This is a genomic window from Moorena sp. SIOASIH (assembly GCF_010671925.1).
GTDB lineage: Bacteria > Cyanobacteriota > Cyanobacteriia > Cyanobacteriales > Coleofasciculaceae > Moorena.
Genome location: NZ_JAAHIH010000009.1, coordinates 93,914 through 116,600, shown reverse-complemented (window position 1 = coordinate 116,600; position 22,687 = coordinate 93,914). Strand labels below are relative to the sequence as shown.

The following is a 22,687-nucleotide window of genomic DNA, read 5'->3' as shown; positions in this document are numbered from 1 at the left end:
TGTTCCTCCTTCTTAGCTTATTTTTCTCCCTAGTTGCAACCCCCCTCCCAGGGATTGCTGGAGCAATGCCAACTCTGGTATCTAGCCGACAGCAGTATAATCCACAGCTCAATGACCTTCTCCATCAAGCACGAGAGTTGGTAGATGCGGGTGACTATCAGGGAGCTGTTGCTGTTTACCAAGAAGCAGCTGAGCTGGAACAGGGAAACCCTAAGATTTTTTCGGGCATTGGCTACTTACAAGCAAGTCTGGGCAAATTCCAAGACGCTGCCGCCGCTTACAAAAAAGCGATCGCACTCGAGCCAGAAAATGCTAATTTCCATTACGCACTGGGTTACAGTCTGGCCAATGCTGGGGACAATGCTGGTGCTGCTACGGCCTATCGTCGTGCCACTAGACTTAACCGAGAGAATATTAACGCCTATTTTGGTTTGGGTATTACCCTCCTACGTCAAAAGGACTATCAAGGGGCCATAGGAACCTATGAACAAATCCTGGAAATTGAGCCAGACAACTTAACAGTATACCAGTTAATCGGTGCAGCCTGGTTAGAGCAGGAAAATTCCGAAGAAGCCATAAAAGTGTTCCAAAAGGCAGCGGAAATTGCTCCGAACGAAACCAGTATCCAAATGAGTTTGGGAACAGCTTGGTTGATACATGGGGATGAGATGGCTGGACTAGCGGCTTTTGAAAAAGCTGTGAAATTAGCGCCTCGTAATCCTGAAATTCACCTGCAGATCGGTCAAATTCTGGAATCAAGAGGGAGTTTATCCAAAGCCCTCAAAGCATTTCGTCGAGCAGCTTCTGCCCAACCTGATTTAGTAGAAGCACAGGAGTACATCGGGAAAATTCTTCTAGCCCAAGAACAATATGTACCAGCAGTAGTGACCTATAGACGTTTAATTGAACTGGCTCCGGAAAATGCCCAAGCTCACTATAACCTAGGAGTAGCCTTAAAAAAACGTTCTCGCGTCACCGAAGCCCTCACTGCTATCGAAAAAGCCCTAGAACTTTACCAGACTCAACGGGATAACGAAGGGATTGAGCAGACCGAGTCTCTGCTGAAGGAACTGCAAAAGTTTCTATAAGGATCAGCAACTGAGGGGGTCATATCAAGTCGGGATAATTACCCTTAATCAAAATCTAGCTCATCTGTCCATCTCCCTATCTCCCCATCAATCTCTTTTATTTTAGGTATTCAACCGGACTTGAGATGAGGGGCTAGGTATATTGCGCTTAACACAAAAAGCCATAACCCTAGTGGGATCGGTTGTGATGGCTTTTTCTGGGAACTATGCCCTAGCCCAGATTACCCCGGATCAAACCTTGGGTAATGAATCCTCAGTGGTAACACCAAATCTAACTATCAGGGGAGAGCCAGGGGACTTGATTGAAGGGGGAGCAGTGCGAGGTAGTAACCTGTTCCACAGCTTTCAAGATTTTAATGTTGGTCAGCTACAGCGGGTTTACTTTGCCAATCCAGCCGGAATCGAGAACATTCTGTCTCGGGTGACCGGGAGTAATATCTCCAACATTCTAGGAACTCTTGGTGTCGATGTCCGAACTGCTCCTTCAGTAGCGCCCACTTTTTCGCTTAATTCGCAACAAATCTATTGGTTGAGAGAAGGAATCTATTTTGTTACCAGGGGGATGGGACATAATTGAGTTCGACGTTTCCAAAAAGGGAAATCTAACCACCGTTGTTCCAGGGCGTAATATCTATGTCTAATACTCAAATAATTATCAAAATTATGTTTTAGTCGGTTCTGGTACTGTTTGAGTAGTCTATCATCGTTATTAATCAGATATTCGACTAGGGCAACAGCAGCATCGCATCCACAAGTTATTGCGTGTCCTACACCCATAGAGGAAAGGGGATCGAAAGCAATGGCAGCATCTCCGATCGCCATCCAGTCTTCTCCCACGGCGCGATCGAGAACGTGAGATTGAGCGGGTTTTACGGCAAGGGGATAAACTAATTGTCCTCCCCGAACCCGTTGTTTGGTATGGATAGCTTTGGATAACAGTTCAACCCACTGCTTTTCCTTCTGGAGTTTGCCCTGTCGCATAATATCGATATCTGTCATCAAGACCACGATTAAGGTCCCATTTGGCAGCCACGCGGAGTACCACCATCCTTCAGGAATTGACTCAATGAGAACTTCTTCTGTTTTTGAGCGATCGCTTTCAAAATCAAGCACGGCACTGATTCCCACCAGGGAATCGCAGGGGAGAGATTTTGCCCCTAGTCGCTTGGAAATTCGGGCTTGTCTGCCTGTGGCATCGACTAAATAACGGGTTTCTAGCTGGGAATATTCTCCTGAATTATCCTTGAGGAATAGTCTCCATCCTCCTCCTTCTAGTTGTTCTCCTTCAGCACATTTTGTTTCTAAGTAAAGTTGACCGCCTTTATGAACCAGTTGTTCTGCTAACATGACATCAAATTCTGTGCGATCAAGGAGATAACCTTCCCCCATTTGATTGATGATCGAGGGGCGAGTGTGGAGTTCAGAATGTCCCCAGACGGCAGCAACGTTGTAAACGGGGGTGTGATTGTCTGCGAGAAAAGGTTCTTTCACTTGCAGGTAATCTAGTAAGGGGAGCAAGCTAGCCGATACGTGTTCTCCTGTACGAAGATTATCATAGGCTGTTTGTTCAATTACAGCAACAGTGAGTTTTGAATAGAGACAAATTGTTAGAGCTAAAGCGGTTCCGGCGGGTCCACCACCAATAATGGCAACGTCAACACTGGGAGTTTGTGACATTTTATCCTGTTTAATTTTCTATTCCTAATCTGGAAGCGAATCACCCAAAAAGTGGCGATTCGGCAAAAGTAGACTGGGTGCATCTCATATTTGAAAATGTTCTGTAGGGTGCGTTAGGGGCGCTCGCCCTAATTTTCAGCCTCAACGCCCGGGTTAGGTTGCTGCCCGTAAGGCACCACCAGGTCAAACAACATGCATTGAGATCCACCCAGTAGACTCTCCTGCATCATCTTATATGAGAAGAGATAGCAGGAGGCAAGGGAAATTAATTAAAAGCGAATTCTTCTTCCAGAACGAGGAACTTCGCGTGGTTGACGCCTCACTTTAATTTCCCGGAAACTTTCTATATTTTTCAGAGCTTGTTGTAGGGATTCTTCATATTTTTCGCTAATGGGTGTTTCTTTGGTTTGACCAGGCATTTTGAACCTTGTCAGTCCATTGCTTTTGGCGTCCGCGATCGCTTTCTTTACTGCTTGTATGCGAGATATTATGTTTTTTTTCATAGCTTGTGGTTCATTCAAACTAGTGATAACAAATACCCCATCTTGATCCTCCTCATTTTTGGTAATTTCTTGGTAAGAAACTTCTTTATAAAAGAAGTGGTCGTAATTCCGTTCTGTTTCCACAAAGTAGGGGAAATTCTCTGCATGTTCTACAAGTGTTCCGTCTGAATCAACGTTTTTGTTGCGGATGAATCCTAAACTAGCCCACCCAAGGTTAACCATTTGTGAGTAGCTGTTGATTCCTCGTGCAAAGTTCATCTGCAAGCCTGCCATTTCAGCATCGTGAGAGTTTTCCTGTATCTGTACCGCATCTTCAGATGGGATTACATTCAAACCGTTAATGACATTCCAAGGAGCTTGAGGTGGCCACCAGTAAGTATAGTACGTTGGTCGTTTTGGCACTAAATTTGCATGATCATCCAGAACTTTGTTAAGATTAGGATCAGTGTAGTTGATTAACTGAATTGAGCAGTTGTAGAAATCAGCTTGCCAGGGAATTGCCATGCGCTTGGTTAGATCACCTGGTTCACAGCTGCTATTCTGCTCTTCACACTCATCGCGTTCAGGAGTTAGTCCTTGTAAGTAATCAACCTCACAGTGTTTAATCCGCAGTTGGGAAAATTTTTCTGATCCAGAACCTATATTAAAGACCTCGTATATCGCTTGATTTTGTGTCGTCCAAGTCACTTCGATACCTGGAGCCTGAGGAAGTCCGACAACATTACCAATGCTAGCACGATCTTTAGGGCTTAAGGGGTAATTATTAATAGGAGAAGGAGCATCATTCTCTCCTTTAAATTCCTTAAACCATTGTTTTAGTAGAAAATACTGGGTTTCAGTCAGTGCCAAAAATTTCTCGATGTTAGTATTTTTGATTGAGTTACTACTAGAATTAAGTGGCATCAAAGGAATACCAGTGTTTTCTCCGCTTCCATTTGGTAATTGATTGCTAAACAAACTTACTTTACGGGGCTTAGATGAGTCTTGATAGTTCTCTGGATTAGGAGGTTCTGGAGCACGAAAATACTGAAAATATTTTTGGCTAAGCTCTCGGTTGTCCCATGGTTTGGAAAAGTCAAAAATATTTGATGAGAAGGCTGTCATCGACTGTACATTTGCTACCCAATGATAACGAGAGATGCGATTGATAATTGGCAAAATGTCACGCTCATAATCTGGGACGAAAGAGTCCACAAAATCATCTCCATTATGCAATTCTGGAACTAGCCCTAATTTACGTACTGCCACGTCAAACGCTGTGTCGTCCCACGAGGAGATGTTGACAATCTCTGGTGCAAAATCAGGTGGGCCAACTATTACCCAAGCTTTTAGTATTTTTGTAGCTCCATTTTTCATTGTAATTGTGCAGGTAACAGAGCCATCCGATATATCATCGAACCAGTAATCTCCACCCCCATAACCAGCTAAGTCTGTCAGTCCCCAACAATCCCCATGTCCTCCCAGAACAATCAGATTTCCTTTGTCATCTGTCTTCAGATCGCCAAGTTTTTCAAACACCTGACCCTGGGGAGTGCCTTCATAATTATCTTGCCGTGGGAAATCGCCTGGCTTCGGGAAGTTCGTGGGGTAGCCATCAATACAATTATTGTCAGGGTTGATTTCCGTTGACTTATTTTTACCTGAAATCCTGATTGGACCAGGGTCAATAATTAAACTTTTCCGATTTCCTACCTGTTGGTTTCGGAAAGGAACACCCTGTTCTTTATAGCTATTCTCTGCTCCTAGTAATAGGTTGCCTTTCAGTTCAGAAAATTCATACCAGGCAGCTTTTTTGTTGGCTAAATGTACAGTCCATGTGATGGAATCTATCCCGTCAGAATCTAATTTAACCTCTTCTGGTATTGCGCTTGAACCGTCTTTCTTATATTTATAGATGCGAAACTTTTGTCCTTGCCGTTTTATAAGCCGATCATTCTTAAAGTTGGTAACAGGTACAGATGGATTACTTTCATGGCCATCCTCATTACATTCAATAGGCAAGCCACCAATTTCATTGGGAGCTAAAAAGAAGCTTTTGGGATCATTGCCCACTCGAGCAACTCCAATAGATGGATGAATAACATATTCATATTCCATTGCCATTTTATTTCTCCATTATACAATAAAACCTTAAACACTCTACCCCAGCTTACTCACAACATTTATTAATTAATTGCGTATATACTTGGGGCTTGCTTGATAAATGTGGAAAGTTCACAAGATTTGGGTTTCAGAGCTGATTTGTAAATAAAAGCTTAAGAAGCTAATCGGTGAGTCATTAAACGAATAAGCGAGCCATAAATCATCGCTTCGCTGATAGTCGTGTACAACTCATAATCTTTACTCAAACGCCGAAATCCTTTGAGCCAACCAAACGTCCGTTCGACAATCCATTGCTTTGCTAGAAAGGAACATGTCACTTATGCAGAACATTTGTACTAAATCTCTAGCCCCCTCATGGGTTTAAGCTTGCTCTGATGCTACATAGTTCATTTGTTCTGCAACCCAAGACCTGTTCCCACAGCAACTAATTCTTTAGTACGTATTAGAGATGCAAGGGCATGAGTTTTTTTTATCTGTTTCAAAACTCGTAATTGTATTCAATAAAGGAAAGTTTACTTCCTTTAATATAAAGATTAACTATACTTAAAAGTGTTTGTAAACTTATAAACCTCATATAAAACCTCATATAAAACCTCATATAAAACCTCATATAAAACCTCATAAACCTCATATAAAACCTCATAAAACTCATATAAAACCTCATAAACCTCATATCAAACCTCATAAACCTCATATCAAACCTCATAAACCTCATATCAAACCAGGGCAAACGCATCTAAATTGCAAAACCCTGATCCAGTAAGGATTTCATCAATTGATTCCAAACAGGACTCGATCGCTAAAATGCTCACCCCGCCTGCTTTTCAAAAATAAGATGCGTTTGCCCTGGATATCAAACCTCATAAACCTCATATCAAACCTCATAGGGAGCAGGTACTCAATCAAATTCTGGATTAGCGATCGCATCAATCAATACCTCTAACGCTTCCCGTTCCGCCTGCCAAGAACTTGTTCGGTGAACGTCCAGTGAACTGTTCGGTGAACTGTTTAGTGGGACTTAAACAAAAATCAACCCCAAATGAAGCCTAAACTGGCTTTATAAGCAGCAAACACCTCTCGATTGTGAGTCAGCCATATGTGCAAATGCTATGGCTCAAGGTAACTTGAGATTACAGGGTATTGCGCGATCGCAATATAGCACTACCCATTAAGGTGTTTGACGTTGATACAAGCAGCAAAAGCTGTGGTAGTAAACTGTTGCCTTTTGCCTCTTGCCAATGCCATTGCGCGTAGCGCTATATTCCGCGATCGCAATAACCGTAAAAAAACTATCAATCCGCACCATTTCCGTAAATTTTTGTTAAAGATAACCTAAAAATTCCGTAAACTGCCTGGCTTTCCCTGAGAAATAATCTAGAGGTCAAGTTCCTTGACTGCTATCGGTACTCCAGACAACTAGCTAGTTGTGCAGCGGCAAAAGATGAATAATCGGCAAAGTAAGCCCTCAACCAGAGGGCTAGGCATATTGCCCTTAACTGAAAAAGCCATAACCCTAATCGGATCGGTGGTTATTGCTTTTTCTGGGAACTATGCTTTAGCCCAGATTACCCCGGATCAAACCTTGGGTAATGAATCTTCAGTGGTAACACCAAATTCAACGATTAGGGGAGAGCCAGGGGACTTGATTGAAGGGGGAGCAGCCCGAGGTAGTAACCTGTTCCATAGCTTTCAAGATTTTAATGTTGGTCAGCTACAGCGGGTTTACTTTGCCAATCCAGCCGGAATCGAGAACATTCTGTCTCGGGTGACCGGGAGTAATATCTCCAACATTCTAGGAACTCTTGGTGTCGATGGTGGAGCGAATCTGTTTTTACTCAATCCCAATGGCATTGTGTTTGGCCAGAATGCCAGGTTGGATGTGGCAGGTTCCTTTTTCGCCAGTACAGCCAATAGTTTAGTCTTCAACAACGGTACAGAATTCAGTGCCACCAATCCAGAAGCCCCCCCTTTATTGAGTATTAATATTACTCCCGGATTGCAGTATGGCTTGAATCACCCCAAACCCACCAAAATCACTAACGCTGGTTATTTAGTAGTCGGGCAAGACCTCACCCTAGCTGCTGGTCAGCTTGACTTACAAGGTCAACTAATTGCTGGGGGAAATTTGACACTCCATGGAGAAGATACAGTTCAAATACGGGATAGTATCGGGCGACCATTTATTGCAGCTGCTGGCGGTAAGTTATTGATTCAGGGCAATCAAGGAGTGGATATATTTGCCTTGAACCATCCAGACAGTGGTCTAGTGTCCGGTGGGGATCTGGTTTTGCGATCGCAAAATACGGTCGCCGGTGATGCCCACTATTGGAGTGGTGGCAGTTTCCGGATTGAACAGCTCGATGGCAGTCTCGGAGATTTGTTTAGTCCCGATGACCCAATTATTCGCTCAGTTGGGGATGTTAGTTTCAACAGCTATCTAGGCACCTCCCTACATATCGTGGCAGGGGGAGCAGTAGATATCGGTTTTGTGATCATTACAGGTAATGAAACAGGTACAGAAGGAATAGACTTTATTTCCGAAGCCATTACCTTATCTAATGGCACAGTAGTGAATATTAACGGTCAGGCTGAACCGACTCTTGATATTCGTGCTGGAGTAGATCCCACTGAAGTTGGTATCCCTGGACTGACAGGCAACCAATTCTTGGGTGACTTGTCCGGTGACTTTTTCAATATCTTTGGCACACCCACTATTACCAATACTGCCACCAGTGCAGATATTACAATCGGCACCATCGCTTTTGCTGATGTCAATTTATTCGACTTGTTGTCACAAAATATATCTGCCAATGATCTGTTGGCAGGAACCGTTTTGCTCACCAATCAGTACAAGCCTAATCCTTCACTAGCAGGAGATATTGAAGTTTCAGCTACTCTAGGTTCATTAGTGCCAAATGTGGCAATTCAGAACGGTGAAGTATCCAAGGGGGGGTCAGTTACTATCGATTCTCGCGGTAGCATTACTCTCAACGGTATAGTTAATACCATTGCTATTCCAAGTAACGATCCGTCTAACCCTTTCTCTGGCAATGGGGGTGATGTCACGTTTTTGGCCAATGATAACATCACCCTTAATCCAGGTTCTTTCATTGCTTCTGCTGGAATAGAGGGAGGTAAGATCACCCTCAACAGCGGTAGCAACTTTTTGCTGGATGACGCTGGTGTTGTTACCCTGACAGCGGGTACAACTGGGGCAGATAAAGGCGGAAATTTAATTGTCAATGCCCCTGAGTCAGTGACATTAATTAATACAGAAGGGTCAGGCTTCAGCAATTTGGGGGAATTGCTCAACGAGTTTACCAATTCCAACTTGCTAGAACGGCTCCTCCGAGTTTTCAATGGGTCTGGCTTGGCAACGGTTACAACTGGACCAGGGAATTCTGGGGACTTAACCATTAACACCAGAACTTTGAGTATCCAAAACCAAGCCCAAAACCAAGAATCACGGAGTCTAGCTGGAGCTGCTACTGTCACTTTAAGTGGTAGTAGTGGCAATAGTGGAAATTTAACGGTTAACGCTGAGTCAGTAGACATTCTCGGCAACGAAACTGATCCATTTATCCCTACTCCTAACGAACGGCTAGCCTTGGCGATCAGAGCTATTCCCACCGGGTTGACGACTGCTACTAACAGTACTGGTAAGGCAGGGGACTTAACCATTAATACCCAACGTTTAACGATTCAGAATGGAGCTGGAGTAACCACAGCAACTGTTAGGAGAAGGTTAGAAAACGCACAAGATGGGGGAAATTTAACCATAAATGCCACTGAGTCAGTGACATTGTCGGGCAAGGTTACCTTGGCTACCGCTACCTTGAACTCAGGTAATGCCGGTGAGTTAAAGGTCACAACACCCACATTGACTCTAGAGAAGGGAGCGGTGATTGCTGCTGATACCACTGGTTCAGGGGATGCTGGGAAATTAACGATTAGCACCGAGCAACTGTTAGTACGTGATGGCTCCAGAATTGGCGCAGCAACCGGAAATAGTGGTACGGGAGCCAATATAACAGTCATCGCTTCGGACTTAGTCGAGTTAGTTGGCACTGCTGTCGATGATCAGAATACTGTAGTTCCTAGTGGTATATTCGCTAACTCTCAATTCATTAACGATACTAGAAATGAACTTGGCGATGCTGGAAGCATTAACATTGATACAGAAAAGTTGATTGTTCGGGATGGAGCAGTTGTATCCAGTTCTACCGAAGACGCTGGGGCTGGTGGGACGATAACTATTGATGTTAATACTCTCGAAATTACTACTGGTGGACAACTTCGCACCACTGCCTTTGGGGATGGTCGGGCTGGTGACATTACCCTGAATATCGATAAGACGGTGGTGATCGCAAATCCCAATAGCGGACTGTTAGCAGAGACTGAAGGCGCTGGGGCTGGTGGAACGATCACGATTAATACTCAAGACTTAACACTCCAAGATCAAGCACAGATTTCTGCATCTACCTTTGGTACAGGAACCTCTGGAAACATTGTTGTTAAGAATGCTGACTCTGTCGAGCTTGCCGACAACAGCTCAATTTCAACGGAGGTAAAGGCTGGTGCAGAGGTAAACCCTAGCCCAGGGGAGGAAGTGGGTAATATTAATCTAAAAACGCGATCGCTAACATTAACCAATGAATCTCAAATAACTGCCAGCACCTCTGGGATAGGGGATGCCGGTAGTATCTTCATACAAGAGGCTGAACAGGTTGACCTTAATCGGAACAGTTCCATATCCACAGCAGTAAACTCTGGAGCAGTTGGCAATGGTGGGGATATTGATCTCGAAACCGAGTCCCTATCCCTAGATAACACCTCGACAATTGAAGCAAGTACTGCCGGTACCGGAGATGCAGGTAGTATCACAATCCCAGATGCCCAGGAGGTTAACCTTGATCGGAATAGTTCCATATCCACAGCAGTAAATACTGGAGCAGTTGCCCAAAAAGACAGCAATATTGCGATTAAAACGCGATCGCTAACATTAAATGACTCTGATATAACTGCCAGCACCTCTGGGATAGGGGATGCCGGTAGTATCTTCATACAAGAGGCTGAACAGGTTGACCTTAATCGGAACAGTTCCATATCCACAGCAGTAAACACTGGTGCAGTTGGCAATGGTGGGAATATTGATCTAAAAACGCGGACGCTAAAATTAAATCAATCTCAAATAACTGCAAGTACTGATGCTCAGGGCGATGCCGGTCAAGTCCAAGTGCGGGATGCTCAACAGGTTGACCTTAATCTCAATAGTTCGATATCTACAGCGGTAAACTCTGGTGCAGTTGCCGAAAAAGCCAGCAATATTGACATTAAAACGCGATCGCTGACTTTAAACAATGAATCTGACATAACTGCCAGCACCTCTGGAAAAGGGAATGCAGGTAGTATCACCATACAAGAGGCTCAACAGGTTAACCTTGTAAGGAACAGTTCCATATCGACAGCAGTAAACTCTGGTGCAAATGGCAATGGTGGGAATGTCGATATTGAAACCAAGTCTCTATCTCTAGATCACACCTCGACAATTGAAGCGAGTACTGCCGGTAACGGAAATGCCGGTAGTATCAAAATCCCAGACGCAGAGGAAGTTTCCCTTAATCGGAATAGTTCGATCTCTACAGAGATTAAGGAAGGTGCAGTTGTCCAAAAAGACAACAATATTGATATTGACAGCAATATTGATATTAAAACGCGGACGCTAACATTAAATGACTCTGACATAACTGCCAGCACCTCTGGGAAAGGGAATGCCGGTAGTATCACCATACAAGAAGCTCAACAGGTTAACCTTGTAAGGAACAGTTCCATATCCACAGCAGTAAACTCTGGTGCAGATGGCAATGGTGGGAATATTGATCTAAAAACGCGGACGCTAAAATTAAATCAATCTCAAATAACTGCTAGTACTGATGCTCAGGGCGATGCTGGTAGTATCTTCATACAAGAGGCTCAACAGGTTAACCTTAATCGGAATAGTTCCATATCCACCGCAGTAAACTCTGGAGCAGATGCTGAAAAAGCCGGTAATATTGATCTAAAAACGCGTACGCTTACCTTAACTAATGACTCTCAAATAACTGCCAGCACTTCTGGGAAAGGGGATGCCGGTCAAATCAAAATACAAGAGGCTCAACAGGTTGACCTTAATCGGAACAGTTCCATATCGACAGCAGTAAATACTGGAGCAGAGGGCAATGGTGGGAATGTCGATATTGAAACCAAGTCTCTATCCCTAGATCACACCTCGACAATTGAAGCGAGTACTGCCGGGAACGGAAATGCCGGTAGTATCACCATCCCAGATGCAGAGGAGGTTTCCCTTAATCGGAATAGTTCCATATCCACAGCAGTAAACTCTGGAGCAGATGCTGAAAAAGCCGGTAGTATTGATCTAAAAACGCGTACGCTTACCCTAACCAATGACTCTGACATAACTGCCAGCACCTCTGGGGAAGGGGATGCCGGTAGTATCGTTATACAAGAGGCTCAACAGGTTAACCTTAATCGGAATAGTTCCATATCCACCGCAGTAAATACTGGAGCTGAGGGAAATGGTGGAAATGTCGATATTGAAACCAAGTCTCTATCCCTGGACAATGACTCTGAAATAACAGCCAGCACCTCTGGGGAAGGGGATGCCGGTAGTATCACCATCCCAGATGCTGAGGAGGTTAACCTTAATCGGAATAGTTCGATATCCACCGCAGTAAACTCTGGAGCAGTTGCTGAAAAAGGCGGTAGTATTGATCTAAAAACGCGTACGCTCACATTAACTAAAGACTCTCAAATAACAGCCAGCACCTCTGGGGAAGGGGATGCCGGTAGTATTTTTATACAAGAGGCTCAACAGGTTAACCTTAATCGGAATAGTTCCATATCCACAGCAGTAAACACTGGAGCAGTTGGCAATGGTGGGAATGTCGATATTGAAACCAAGTCTCTATCCCTAGATCACACCTCGAAAATTGAAGCAAGTACTGCCGGTACCGGAGATGCCGGTAGTATCACCATCCCAGACGCAGAGGAGGTTTCCCTTAATCGGAATAGTTCCATATCCACAGCAGTAAACCCTGGTGCAGTTGGCAATGGTGGAAATATTGATATCAAAACGCGATCGCTTACCTTAACTAATAACTCTGAAATAACTTCCAGTACTGCTGGTGATGGAGATGCTGGTAACATCACCCTTAGGGCTGAGCAAGTGACCATCGAGGGAGACTCACAGGTGTCAGCCACTACTTCCAGGGTTACCGATACTGACCGGGGTAAGGGTGGCAACATTGAAATAATTGAGGCCAATCGGTTTAGGGCTACCGACGGTGGGAACGTCAGAACCACCACAGAAGGTAATAAGCAGGCTGGTAATATTACTCTGGAAGTACGAGATGATATTACTTTAGCTGGAGCTGGAAGTGGGCTGTTTGCCAACACTACTCGTGATTCTAGCGGTGATGGTGGCAATATTTTCGTTGACCCCAGAACTGTAACTATTCGGGATGGAGCCAAGATAGCTGTAGATAGCCAAGGCCAGGGAAAAGGGGGCAATATTGAGCTTCAGGCAGGTACACTCACCCTTGATAATCAAGCAGAGCTATCCGCAGAAACGGCTAGCAACCAAGGGGGCAATATTACCTTAACCATTGACGAGTTGTTGTTCTTGCGACGCAACAGTAAAATCTCCACTACCGCAGGCACTGCTCAAGCTGGTGGAGACGGCGGCAATATTACGATTAATGCTCCCTTTATCATAGGCATTCGTCAAGAAGATAGCGACATTACCGCTAATGCTTTTGAAGGCAATGGCGGCAATATCAACATCACCACCCAAGGTATAATTGGGCTAGAGTTCCGAGAAAACCTCACCCCCCTCAGTGACATTACTGCTAGCTCTGAGTTTGGTGTAGATGGTACCGTCAACATCAATGCACCTCAAATTGACCCCAGCCGAGGGTTGTCGGAATTGCCAACCGATGTCATTGATGTCTCTCAACTGATTGAAAAAAACCTCTGTGCTGCGGGTGAGGGCAGTGAATTTATTGCCACAGGTCGTGGTGGCTTACCGATTTCTCCCAACGAAACCCTGAACCCCAATGCTACATGGGACGATTGGCGTATCACTGAGCAACCTCAAACTAGGATCAGAAAACGTCGGTCAAGGTCAAGGCAGCATCAACTACAGATTAATCAACCACAGACCAATAAACCTAAACCTAAACAAATTGTTGAAGCCCAAGGCTGGGTTATCGGTGCCAACGGGGAGGTAATTCTCACCGCTCATCCAGTCATAGTGACTCCGAAGGGTACATGGTTACATCAAGTAGACTGTCCGATGCTTCACCAAACCTTTAAGTAGCTGCGGTGAGTTCTCCGGGGAAGCCAGAGCATAGATCCCCCTCCCGTCCCCCTTAACAAGGGGGAAGCCAGAGGATAGATCCTCCTCCCGTCCCTCTTAACAAGATAGATCCCCCTCCCGTCCCCCTTAACAAGGGGGAAGCCAGAGGATAGATCCTCCTCCCGTCCCTCTTAACAAGATAGATCCCCCTCCCGTCCCCCTTAACAAGATAGATCCCCCTCCCGTCCCCCTTAACAAGATAGATCCCCCTCCCGTCCCCCTTAACAAGGGGGAAGCTGTGCGATCGCTTTTCCCTGCTCCCTGCTCCCTGCTCCCTGTTCCCTGTTCCCTAAAAACCCGGGACTGTGTACCTCACCGAATTGAGAACTGCCATAAATGAAGCGCCTAATTCAGTTTATTTTAATGACCTTGTTGGGGCTAATCTTAAGCCGTGGTGTACACGCACTACCCTTCTCTGCTGGCCATCAGCACTCAGTGATCAGCACTCAGCCATCAGCACTCAGTGATCAGCACTCAACTATCAGCACTGACCTATTAGCACTCAACAACAGTGAGCAGAACGCAACAGTAAGCAAGACACAACAGCAAGCAGGAAGCACGAAGCACTACCTGCTGCTGGAAAAAGGCAAACAATATTACGATGCTGGCAAGTATTCTGATGCTGCACGAGTATTGCAGCAGGCGGCACAAGGTTATCAAGCCACAGGAGATATCCTGAACCAAGCCCAAGCCCTGCGTTTGCTGTCCTTAGTGACTCAGCAACTTGGGGAATGGGATAAAGCCCAAGCAGCCATTGACTCCAGTTTGTCGTTGCTAGAAACCGTATCCAGGGGAGGTGAGGGAGTATTGGCTAAAGTGTTGAACACTCAAGGGCGTTTGCAATTGGTACAGGGAAATGCTGAAGCTGCCCTGAACACCTGGCAAAATGCTGAAGCACTGTATGCTCAAGCCAATGATCGGGTTGGTGTGCTTGGTAGCCAGATTAATCAAGCCCAAGCGATGCAATCTTTGGGACTTTACCGTCGAGCCAAGAAGCTATTGACTCAGGTAAGACAAACCCTGCTGGCACAACCGGATTCTCCTCTAAAAGCGATTGGCTTACACAATCTTGGTAATGTGTTTCGACAAGCAGGGGATTTAGAGCAATCTAAACAGACCTTAACCGAAAGTTGGAAAGTCGCACAACTAATAAAATCTCCAGAATCCCAGAGTCAAGTTTTACTGAGTTTAGGTAATACTGAGCGAGCCTTAGCCACAAGAGCAAAAGACTTGAATAATAACAAAGCATCCAAGCAGCATATCCAAGAGGCGATAACTCACTATCAACAAGCAGCAGCAACCACCACCTCACCCATTACCAAAATTCAAGCACAATTGAATCAGCTAAGTTTACTCATCGAGACAGACCAGGAGAAATCTGTTCAAGCGTTGTTGCCACAAATCCAGACATTGCTAACTAAATTACCATCCAGTAGAGCATCAGTTTACGCCCACGTAAATTTCGCTCAAAGTCTGATCAAGATCAGAAATCGAAAATTGCGAACGCAAATTACCAAACCAATTCCCAAACCAATTCCCAATTTCCCAGACATTGCTCAACTACTCAACACTGCCATTGAGCAAGGGAAAACCCTAGAAGACAAACGAGCAGAATCCTATGCCCTGGGCAGCCTTGGTAACTGGTTTGAACAAACCAAAGATTGGTCAAATGCCATAACCTTTACCAAGTCAGCGCTTCTGATTGCCCAAGGGATTAATGCACCGGATATTGCTTATCAGTGGCAGTGGCAAATGGGACGTATATTGAACGCTCAAGCCGAACAAGCCACTACCACCATAAATCGCAATACCGAAGCAGTAACGGAAGTAATCCAGGATGCGATCGCTTATTATACCCAAGCCTCTAATACCTTAACGAATTTACGCAGTGATTTAGTTGCTCTCAATCCAGACATCCAGTTTTCCTTCCGAGAACAAGTAGAACCGGTCTATCGACAGTTAGTTGATTTACTGTTGAGTTCTCCTCAACCGAGTAAGGATAATCTCAAGCAGGCCCGTGAGGCTATTGAAGCACTCCAGCTTGCTGAAATCGACAACTTCTTTCGAGACGCCTGCGCCAAGCCAGAAAAGGTTAACATTGACAATTTAGACCCTACAGGAGCCGTCATTTACCCGATTATCTTAAAAGACGGCTTAGCGGTAATCCTCAAATTGCCTGAACCAGATAACTTGCGTTACTATATCCATCATAACATATCAGAAGCTCAAGTAGATGAAGCAGTCAAAAAGTTCAGGAATGTCCTAAGAAGACGTAGCACTAGTATTAGCAAAGTCAAAAAAGAATCCCAACAAATTTATGACTGGCTCATCAGACCCTTTGAAGAAGAACTAGACAGTAACCCTGAGGCAGACCAAAGCCCAATAAAAACCTTAGTATTTGTCCTAGATGGGTCATTACGAAATGTTCCTGTAGCAGCCCTTTATGATGGCAAACAGTATTTAATAGAACGGTATGCTGTAGCTGTGACCCCTGGCTTACAGCTAGTGGACCCCAAACCATTGCCACGGCAACAGCTAACAGCCCTAATTGCTGGAGCTACTAACGCTCCCAGCTTTAAAAAAGAAGGTTTAGGACCAATCGATAACGTAGCATTCGAGTTAACAAAAATTCGGGAACAGGTAAACCGTAGTCAGAAACTGGAAAATCAGGAATTTATCAAAGAAAACCTGCAAAATCAACTAACAGCAGCGTCTTTCAATGTTGTTCATATTGCTACTCACGGCCAGTTCAGTTCCAATCCAGAGCAAACATTTATCCTAGACTGGGATGAACGCATCAAAGTCAAGGATTTAGATAACTTACTACGGATGAGTGACTCCAGTGGCACCACCCCGATTGAACTGTTGTTGCTGAGTGCTTGTCAGACTGCTACTGGGGACAAACGAGCCGCTTTAGGACTAGCTGGGATAGCGATTAGAGCAGGAGCACGCAGTACCCTAGCCACCTTGTGGCAAGTTAATGATGCCTCTACAGCGGAATTTATGAATCAGTTCTACCAACAGTTAAATAATCCACAGTTGACTAAAGCGGAAGCCCTGCGAAATGCTCAATTAGCGTTTCTGAAGAAGAAATATCCCAACACAGACTACCATCGTCCTCATATTTGGGCACCATTTATTTTGGTTGGGAATTGGCTGTAAATTCCAGTCTGTAGAATGAAGAATGAAGAATGTAGAATGTAGAATTTAGAATTTAGAATTTAGAATTTAGAATTTAGAATTTAGAATTTAGAATTTAGAATTTAGAATTTAGAATTTAGAATTTAGAATGTAAAAGGCAGAAGGCAGAAGGCAGAAGGCAGAAGCCGGAAGGCAGAAGGCAGAAGGCAGAATGTAGAAGGCAGAAGGCAGAAGGCAGAAGGCATAATCTAGAAGGTATAAGGCATAATTCTTCATTCTCAATTCTTCATTCTCAATTCTTCATTCTCAATTCTTCATTCTCAATTCTTCATTCTCAATTCTTCATTCTTCATTCTTCATTCTTCATTCTTCATTCTTCATTCTTCATTCTTCATTCTTCATTCTTAATTCTTCATTCTTCATTCTAAAACGACCATGGCTATAATTTACTGAAGGTTACCCAAAAGGTTTGTTTTAGATATCGTTTCTCCGAAACTTTGATCACTCAATAGCTGAATCCAAGCGCTTTCAAGAGTCGTATTTTGGGGCTCTTGCAGCCGTAATTTAGCTAGCTCAGTTAGGGTGTCATACCATATGTGATGCTTACCATAAGCTGCAATTCTCTCTAGAGGAGTTTTGGCCCCATTTAACTCCCTTTCTAGGTCTTGAGACTGGGCAATTCGGCGAACTAGTCCTGTGACAGACGCTGGAGTTGGGAATTGATTGGACAATTCCGTAGAAGGGCAATTTATCTCTAGATTCCAGCGATAGGTTTTACCAACTTCCAAGGGCTTTTCTGTCTTAGGAAGCGTAATACTAACAATGCCTGGCTTGTCTGGTAGGTTGAAAGATGTTTGGTAAAGATCGTTTTCCCCATCCTCATCCTGTAAAGAAAATTCTCCCGACGGTGCATCCTCTGAGGTGTAAGGTAGATATATCCAAAAGGTTGGATAATCACTAACCGTTAAATCAAAATTATAACCACCTACTAAAGGAGTCAGTAGTGGAAGCTCCGGCTTGTATAGGCAATCACCACGGGTTCCAGTACCGTGGGGAGCAGAAGGAGTCCCATTGTCTGGGGGTTTGGGATTGGGTTGGATATAGTAAATTGGTGCTTGTGGTACTTGCCCAAGACTGATGGATTGATCAGCCTCTACTCGGGAGACCAAGAAACAGCTGATCCAGCCAACAAAGACTAAATTAGAGGCAAATAGGTATTTAAGCCGAAATAATTTAGTTAACATCATAACTCAAAATTCAGATCAACATCGACAGATGTTTACCTAATACATCCAATTCATGGATTCAGATTAACACCCCTGTATATCACCACTATTTCCAGATAAAAATCCGGTCAAGTGTTGTGATTATTCATTAGCAATTAGTCATACAAAATCCGGTTTAAACAACCTTTTTGATTCAGTATGTGCAGACAAAATTTTTTAGTATAGTTAGCCCAATTTATTATAGCATAAACCACTATAATAAGTCGCGGCTAAAGGGGGGTTATCAAAGGTAATTTGCTATCATTATTCATTGGTAATTTGTAACTATTAAGAGACTTAATGTAGCTCACCAAAGAGTAAGAACTAATGACTAATGACGAGTCAATGACTATGATCACTTTTGTAAACCAGCAAAACTTAGGAAGGCTATTCCCTGGTAAAACCCGGCAGATACTAGCAAAAACTGTAAGTATATCCATCCTTCCTGTGTATGACTGATATGTCTTGAGGTTTGCAACTCTTGTAGCCTTTTGTTCCTAGTGGAGTAAATCCGAAACTTCCTTTGCTTCTGGGAGTTACTTTACCTATCCCTAGTTTCTGGTGTTTGGCGATGTCGCCAGTAGCCCAACCTTTAATCGGCTTCAATGGGTTATGCCTAATTGGATAGCCATATTTATTGAGTGCTGCTTTCTGTCTTCCTCCTTGTCCTTTGCAGGTAACTAACAGTGGTTGAGAGGTTCTCAACACTAAGGTTTCAATGTCACCGACGCAAGCCGCATCAATCCAGTGCTCTTTGGAGAAGCCCAACCTGATTCGGTTGTACTTGGTCATAGCACCCGTACCAGTAACCACAGGCAAAATTTTCTTGAGCACCTTTACTACCTTGTTCCGAGTCATATTTACTGCGGTGGCATCCCTTAATGGCGAAAGCGCCTTGTTTTTTATTTTTTGTAGTAGGCTTGGTTTCTTTTTTAGGAATTCTTCTATAGGCTTATTCCCTTTTCGTTGATTGCATTTTTCGCAAGCTAGACAAAGATTACTTACGCGATCGCTTCCTCCAAATGACTTTGGATGAATGTGTTCGATGTGTAATGGGACGGATTTTTTACCGCAGTAGGCGCACTCCCTCCCCCATTTTTCTAGTAAGTACTCTCTAACTTCGTAGCCAGCCAGCTCGCCCTGTTGATATTCAGCTCCAGTAATTTCAGGATTCTGCATTTTTTGGGTATCAAACTTAACTCTTTCGACCCAAATTTCATGGATTGGGCAAAATTTAATCAGCCGTTTAACCCATGTTTCAATGGTTAACACCCTATGCTCTAGGCTGGGACCAAGCCAGCCCTCTGAACGCCTACGATTAAGGAATCTAGGCTTTCTGTAGCGAGTGTGACGATTACGTCTCCCACGTCTGACAGCGCTTCTCGCCTCTAGTTTTTTCTTGATTAGTCCTCCCCTGTGCTCTAACTCCATTGCCCAAATAACTTGGTGATTTTGAACTAGAGCAAATCCAGTGAACTTACTGCCAGGATCAATCTTGATTTTACAAGGTGAGATAGTTGAATTCTCGACCGCAGTTTTCAAGATGATTGTAAATGGATACATCCTAAAAACAGCCGCCTTACCCTTGTCTAACAACCGGCGTGCTTTCTTAGGGGATATCGGGTTTAATGGTTGTTTGTTTGTATCAATGACAAATGCGTAATTTTGCATCGTTAAATGCCTCAATATCGGTAATGTGTTCCTCGGTAATGTTGAAAAAGCTTGTTAGGCTAACCACACATTTGCCTTCACCTTAATGGTTAGCGACAGAGCCAGGAACTGGAGTTCATCCCTGGGTGTCATGACCAAATCAACGTAGGAAATTAATCCTAAACCTGCATCCTAGTCGGTAGCTTCCGGTGTTTGCCAGAAATTACCAAGGCTTAAACTAGGAGAGTAAACAACCACACTAGCACTAGTAGCCACCAATGCTATAGTAGCGGGAATTAATGGCACCCAACCACCTGTTACTATCAGCAAAACCCAGCAACTTCCATATAAAACAACCACAGCAGTTCCAGTACCCAACAGGACGGAACGCAGCAGGTTAAAGTTTCCAGCAACCATACCGCCCACCACAGCCCAGCACCAAATCCACAGGGCTTCACCAGGCTCAGACCACCACCAAATCAACGGTCGATTATCCAGCACTGCACTCAGGATGTGACTGATCATCTGCGCCTGAATTTCTATCCCACTCATGGTCTCAACAGACCACTGACCACCACTGTAGGGTGTGCGCCAAAAAATATCATTAAAACTGGGCGCAATGGTACCGATGAGGACAATGCGATTCCTGACTAAGTCGGCATTGAAGTCATCCCTGAGAACCTCTGCAAGGGAAACTTTCTGAGCAATTTGACCGGAAGCTCGATAATTCAGTAATATTTGGTGACCACGGGAATTTAGATTGTGATATCCACCAGAATCTTTTTCTAGGGTCTTAAAAACTGTAGTGCCAAGCTTTAAGTAATTTTCTGTCACCTCCAACTCGATTCCTTCATCAGCCAGATAACGTCTTGCCAACTGGACATTAAATGAGTAGTAGCTTTGACAAGTAGATAGTGACCCTACAGCCAACAGATGGCGACGGATAATGCGATCGGGGTCAAGTAAAACATTATTAAAGCCTTGGCGAACATCTGGCACTTCTGGAGGTGGGGGAACTCCGGGGTCACCGTATTGGCAGATGGCATAAAATTGATCACTAGTTTTCATCCAAGTCGCTAAATCCTGGTATTCCTGTCCCACAGGATTCTCCCGATAAATATCTAAACCAATGACTCTCGGTTGATACTGCTCCAGCTTTGCCAGTAGTTTTGCCAAGGAACGATCGGATAAGGAGGCGGCTCCTCTTTCGTGATCAGGTTGGGACTGCACATCCTCTTCAGTGATTGTGACTAATAACAGTCGCTGATCTGGTCCTTCATGGGGTCGCAGCCGCATCAACTGGTCAAACCCTTGCAGTTCCCAGGGCTGCAATAGGCCAAGCGATCGCACTCCCATTACCAAGCTAGTGACCACTATGCTAGATAGCAGCACTCTCTGGAAACTAGGCCACTTGGGTTTCCGTGTTTCTGATCGTGTTTCTGATCGTGTTTCTGATCGTGTTTCTGATCGTGTTTCTGATTCTGTTTCTGACTCTTGCCACAAATCTTTCCAAGCTGGTGGTTCTTGTGCTAGATTCTGGTAAATTACTGGTAACCAACTGGCGCAGGGAAACTGACGCTCCAACCCCTGCAATCGCTCCCGTGCTTCCCGCGTTGCCAGATATAAAGACTTACCATTAGCAAACCCGTTCAAAAAATACTTCAAAAAGTTTTGAGCGACCTGATCTGGCACTAACTCCCGCATTACAATCATTTGGGGAATTTGTAAATCATGGAGTTTCCGTGCCAATCCCAACCCATCACAAGAATTAAAAATTGCCAGTTTTAAGCCCTGGGCCACAGCTTTTTTGAGGGCATACCACAGTTCATCAATGGTTAAGCTATCGGTGGGATTAATATAAATTCGACCCGTTTCCCCCTCTGTCTCACTATGTCCTGCGAAAAAGATAATATCCCAAGCTTGCTCCCATAACTGGTCATTGATTTCGTGATATTTGGGCTCTACTAAAAAGACGGTTTCTGTATTAGGTAAATTCTCCAGCAGTTGTCGATCTGCCTTAATATCAATATCAGCACTATGACCTAAAATTGCTAAAATTCTCACTTTAGATTTCCCGGTAGATACAGGGAGTTGATGGAGTCGTTTAAACTGTGTTCCACTCAGAGCAACTTCAGCCTTGGGGTAACGCTCAAAAAAATCCCACAGATGCCAAGGCAGCTTTTGTAACTGGGTATTTTCCGTGCGAATCAGCACCCGAATGGTTTCCTCTGGGTTTAACTCTTCCCGTAATCGCTTATCAATGGGACGAAACTGTTCAGAATCCAGCCATCGTTTCAGTCTATTACCTAACTCATGGGCTGAATCCCCACATTCCTTGAGCTTTTGGTTAATGGAACCACCATAGATAACTTTTCCGGGCTGGATTCTCGCGGGTGAACCTAGGCTCCGATATTTTTCGCGCCAATGGTCTTGTAAGTAAGTAGTGAGTTCTGAAGCTGCAGGTAAGTAACCGGTCATTTCCAGGGTTGCGCGTGACCCTTCTTCACCAATTTCTAAGCGTACCTGGAACCCCTGCTGCTGGGAATCACCATCTAGACTCAGGACAACTAACTTTCCCATTTTTGGTAATTAGTTATTAGGTATTAAGTATTAGGTATTAATTATTAGGTATTAGGAATGGATAACAATCTTACCCATTCCCACTTACTTCTTAATAAATTTTATGCAATAGGGATGGATTTACCGCCGATGCTTGCCCTGAGTCAGTTTCTAACTAAAAAACCAGCCCTGCTTACTCTGGCTTTCCTATAATTATACCAAATCCCCTTTTATAAGGGTTTATCCCAGACGACTAGACGTGGCGACTATAGTCGCCAATTATTA

Annotated in this window: 10 protein-coding genes and 1 pseudogene; 4 read left to right on the top strand and 7 right to left on the bottom strand. The window is 44.2% G+C overall.

The features are described from left to right. The first annotated feature begins 65 nt into the window (after positions 1-65). Both F6J90_RS39985 and F6J90_RS39980 read left to right on the top strand, forming a co-directional pair. The gene (locus tag F6J90_RS39985; protein WP_293107450.1) at positions 66-1,088 is read left to right on the top strand and encodes a tetratricopeptide repeat protein; all 1,023 of its coding nucleotides are present in this window, start codon (positions 66-68) and stop codon (positions 1,086-1,088) included. A gap of 142 nt (positions 1,089-1,230) precedes the next feature. Continuing rightward, on the top strand, positions 1,231-1,665 hold the full coding sequence (locus F6J90_RS39980; RefSeq protein WP_293107447.1) for a filamentous hemagglutinin N-terminal domain-containing protein: 435 nt from the start codon (positions 1,231-1,233) through the stop codon (positions 1,663-1,665). Here F6J90_RS39980 and lodB read toward each other — a convergent pair. The 4 genes and pseudogenes from lodB to F6J90_RS39960 all read right to left on the bottom strand — a co-directional run bounded on the left by lodB (position 1,632) and on the right by F6J90_RS39960 (position 6,667). Then, entirely contained in the window at positions 1,632-2,765 is a 1,134-nt protein-coding gene (gene lodB / locus F6J90_RS39975; protein WP_293107444.1) for a lysine-epsilon-oxidase maturase LodB, read from the bottom strand. The genes F6J90_RS39980 and lodB overlap by 34 nt on opposite strands. A gap of 269 nt (positions 2,766-3,034) precedes the next feature. Then, positions 3,035-5,371, bottom strand: a complete 2,337-nt coding sequence (lodA, locus tag F6J90_RS39970; protein ID WP_293107441.1) for a CTQ-dependent lysine 6-oxidase LodA — start codon at positions 5,369-5,371, stop codon at positions 3,035-3,037. A gap of 152 nt (positions 5,372-5,523) precedes the next feature. Continuing rightward, a pseudogene (locus F6J90_RS39965) lies at positions 5,524-5,673 on the bottom strand (transposase); the annotation flags it as partial. A gap of 859 nt (positions 5,674-6,532) precedes the next feature. Beyond that, positions 6,533-6,667, bottom strand: coding sequence for a hypothetical protein (locus tag F6J90_RS39960; RefSeq protein WP_293107438.1), 135 nt, complete (start codon positions 6,665-6,667; stop codon positions 6,533-6,535). Between the two features lie 145 nt (positions 6,668-6,812). Here F6J90_RS39960 and F6J90_RS39955 point away from each other — a divergent pair, with 145 nt between their 5' ends. Beyond that, positions 6,813-13,748, top strand: a complete 6,936-nt coding sequence (locus tag F6J90_RS39955) for a filamentous hemagglutinin N-terminal domain-containing protein (RefSeq protein ID WP_293107435.1) — start codon at positions 6,813-6,815, stop codon at positions 13,746-13,748. A gap of 375 nt (positions 13,749-14,123) precedes the next feature. Continuing rightward, positions 14,124-16,949 carry a CHAT domain-containing protein gene (locus F6J90_RS39950; protein ID WP_293107432.1) on the top strand — a complete coding sequence of 942 codons (2,826 nt, stop codon included), beginning with the start codon at positions 14,124-14,126 and terminating at the stop codon, positions 16,947-16,949. A gap of 425 nt (positions 16,950-17,374) precedes the next feature. Here F6J90_RS39950 and F6J90_RS39945 read toward each other — a convergent pair whose 3' ends face one another. The 3 genes from F6J90_RS39945 to F6J90_RS39935 form a co-directional block, all read right to left on the bottom strand. Then, a complete protein-coding gene (locus F6J90_RS39945) occupies positions 17,375-18,175 on the bottom strand; it encodes a DUF928 domain-containing protein (RefSeq protein WP_293107430.1) in 801 nt (266 codons plus the stop codon). 432 nt (positions 18,176-18,607) lie between these two features. After that, positions 18,608-19,864, bottom strand: coding sequence for an RNA-guided endonuclease IscB (iscB, locus tag F6J90_RS39940; RefSeq protein ID WP_293107427.1), 1,257 nt, complete (start codon positions 19,862-19,864; stop codon positions 18,608-18,610). 171 nt (positions 19,865-20,035) lie between these two features. Next, complete coding sequence (locus F6J90_RS39935) at positions 20,036-22,423, bottom strand: CHASE2 domain-containing protein (RefSeq protein WP_293107424.1); 2,388 nt, start codon at positions 22,421-22,423, stop codon at positions 20,036-20,038. Positions 22,424-22,687 lie beyond the last annotated feature (264 nt).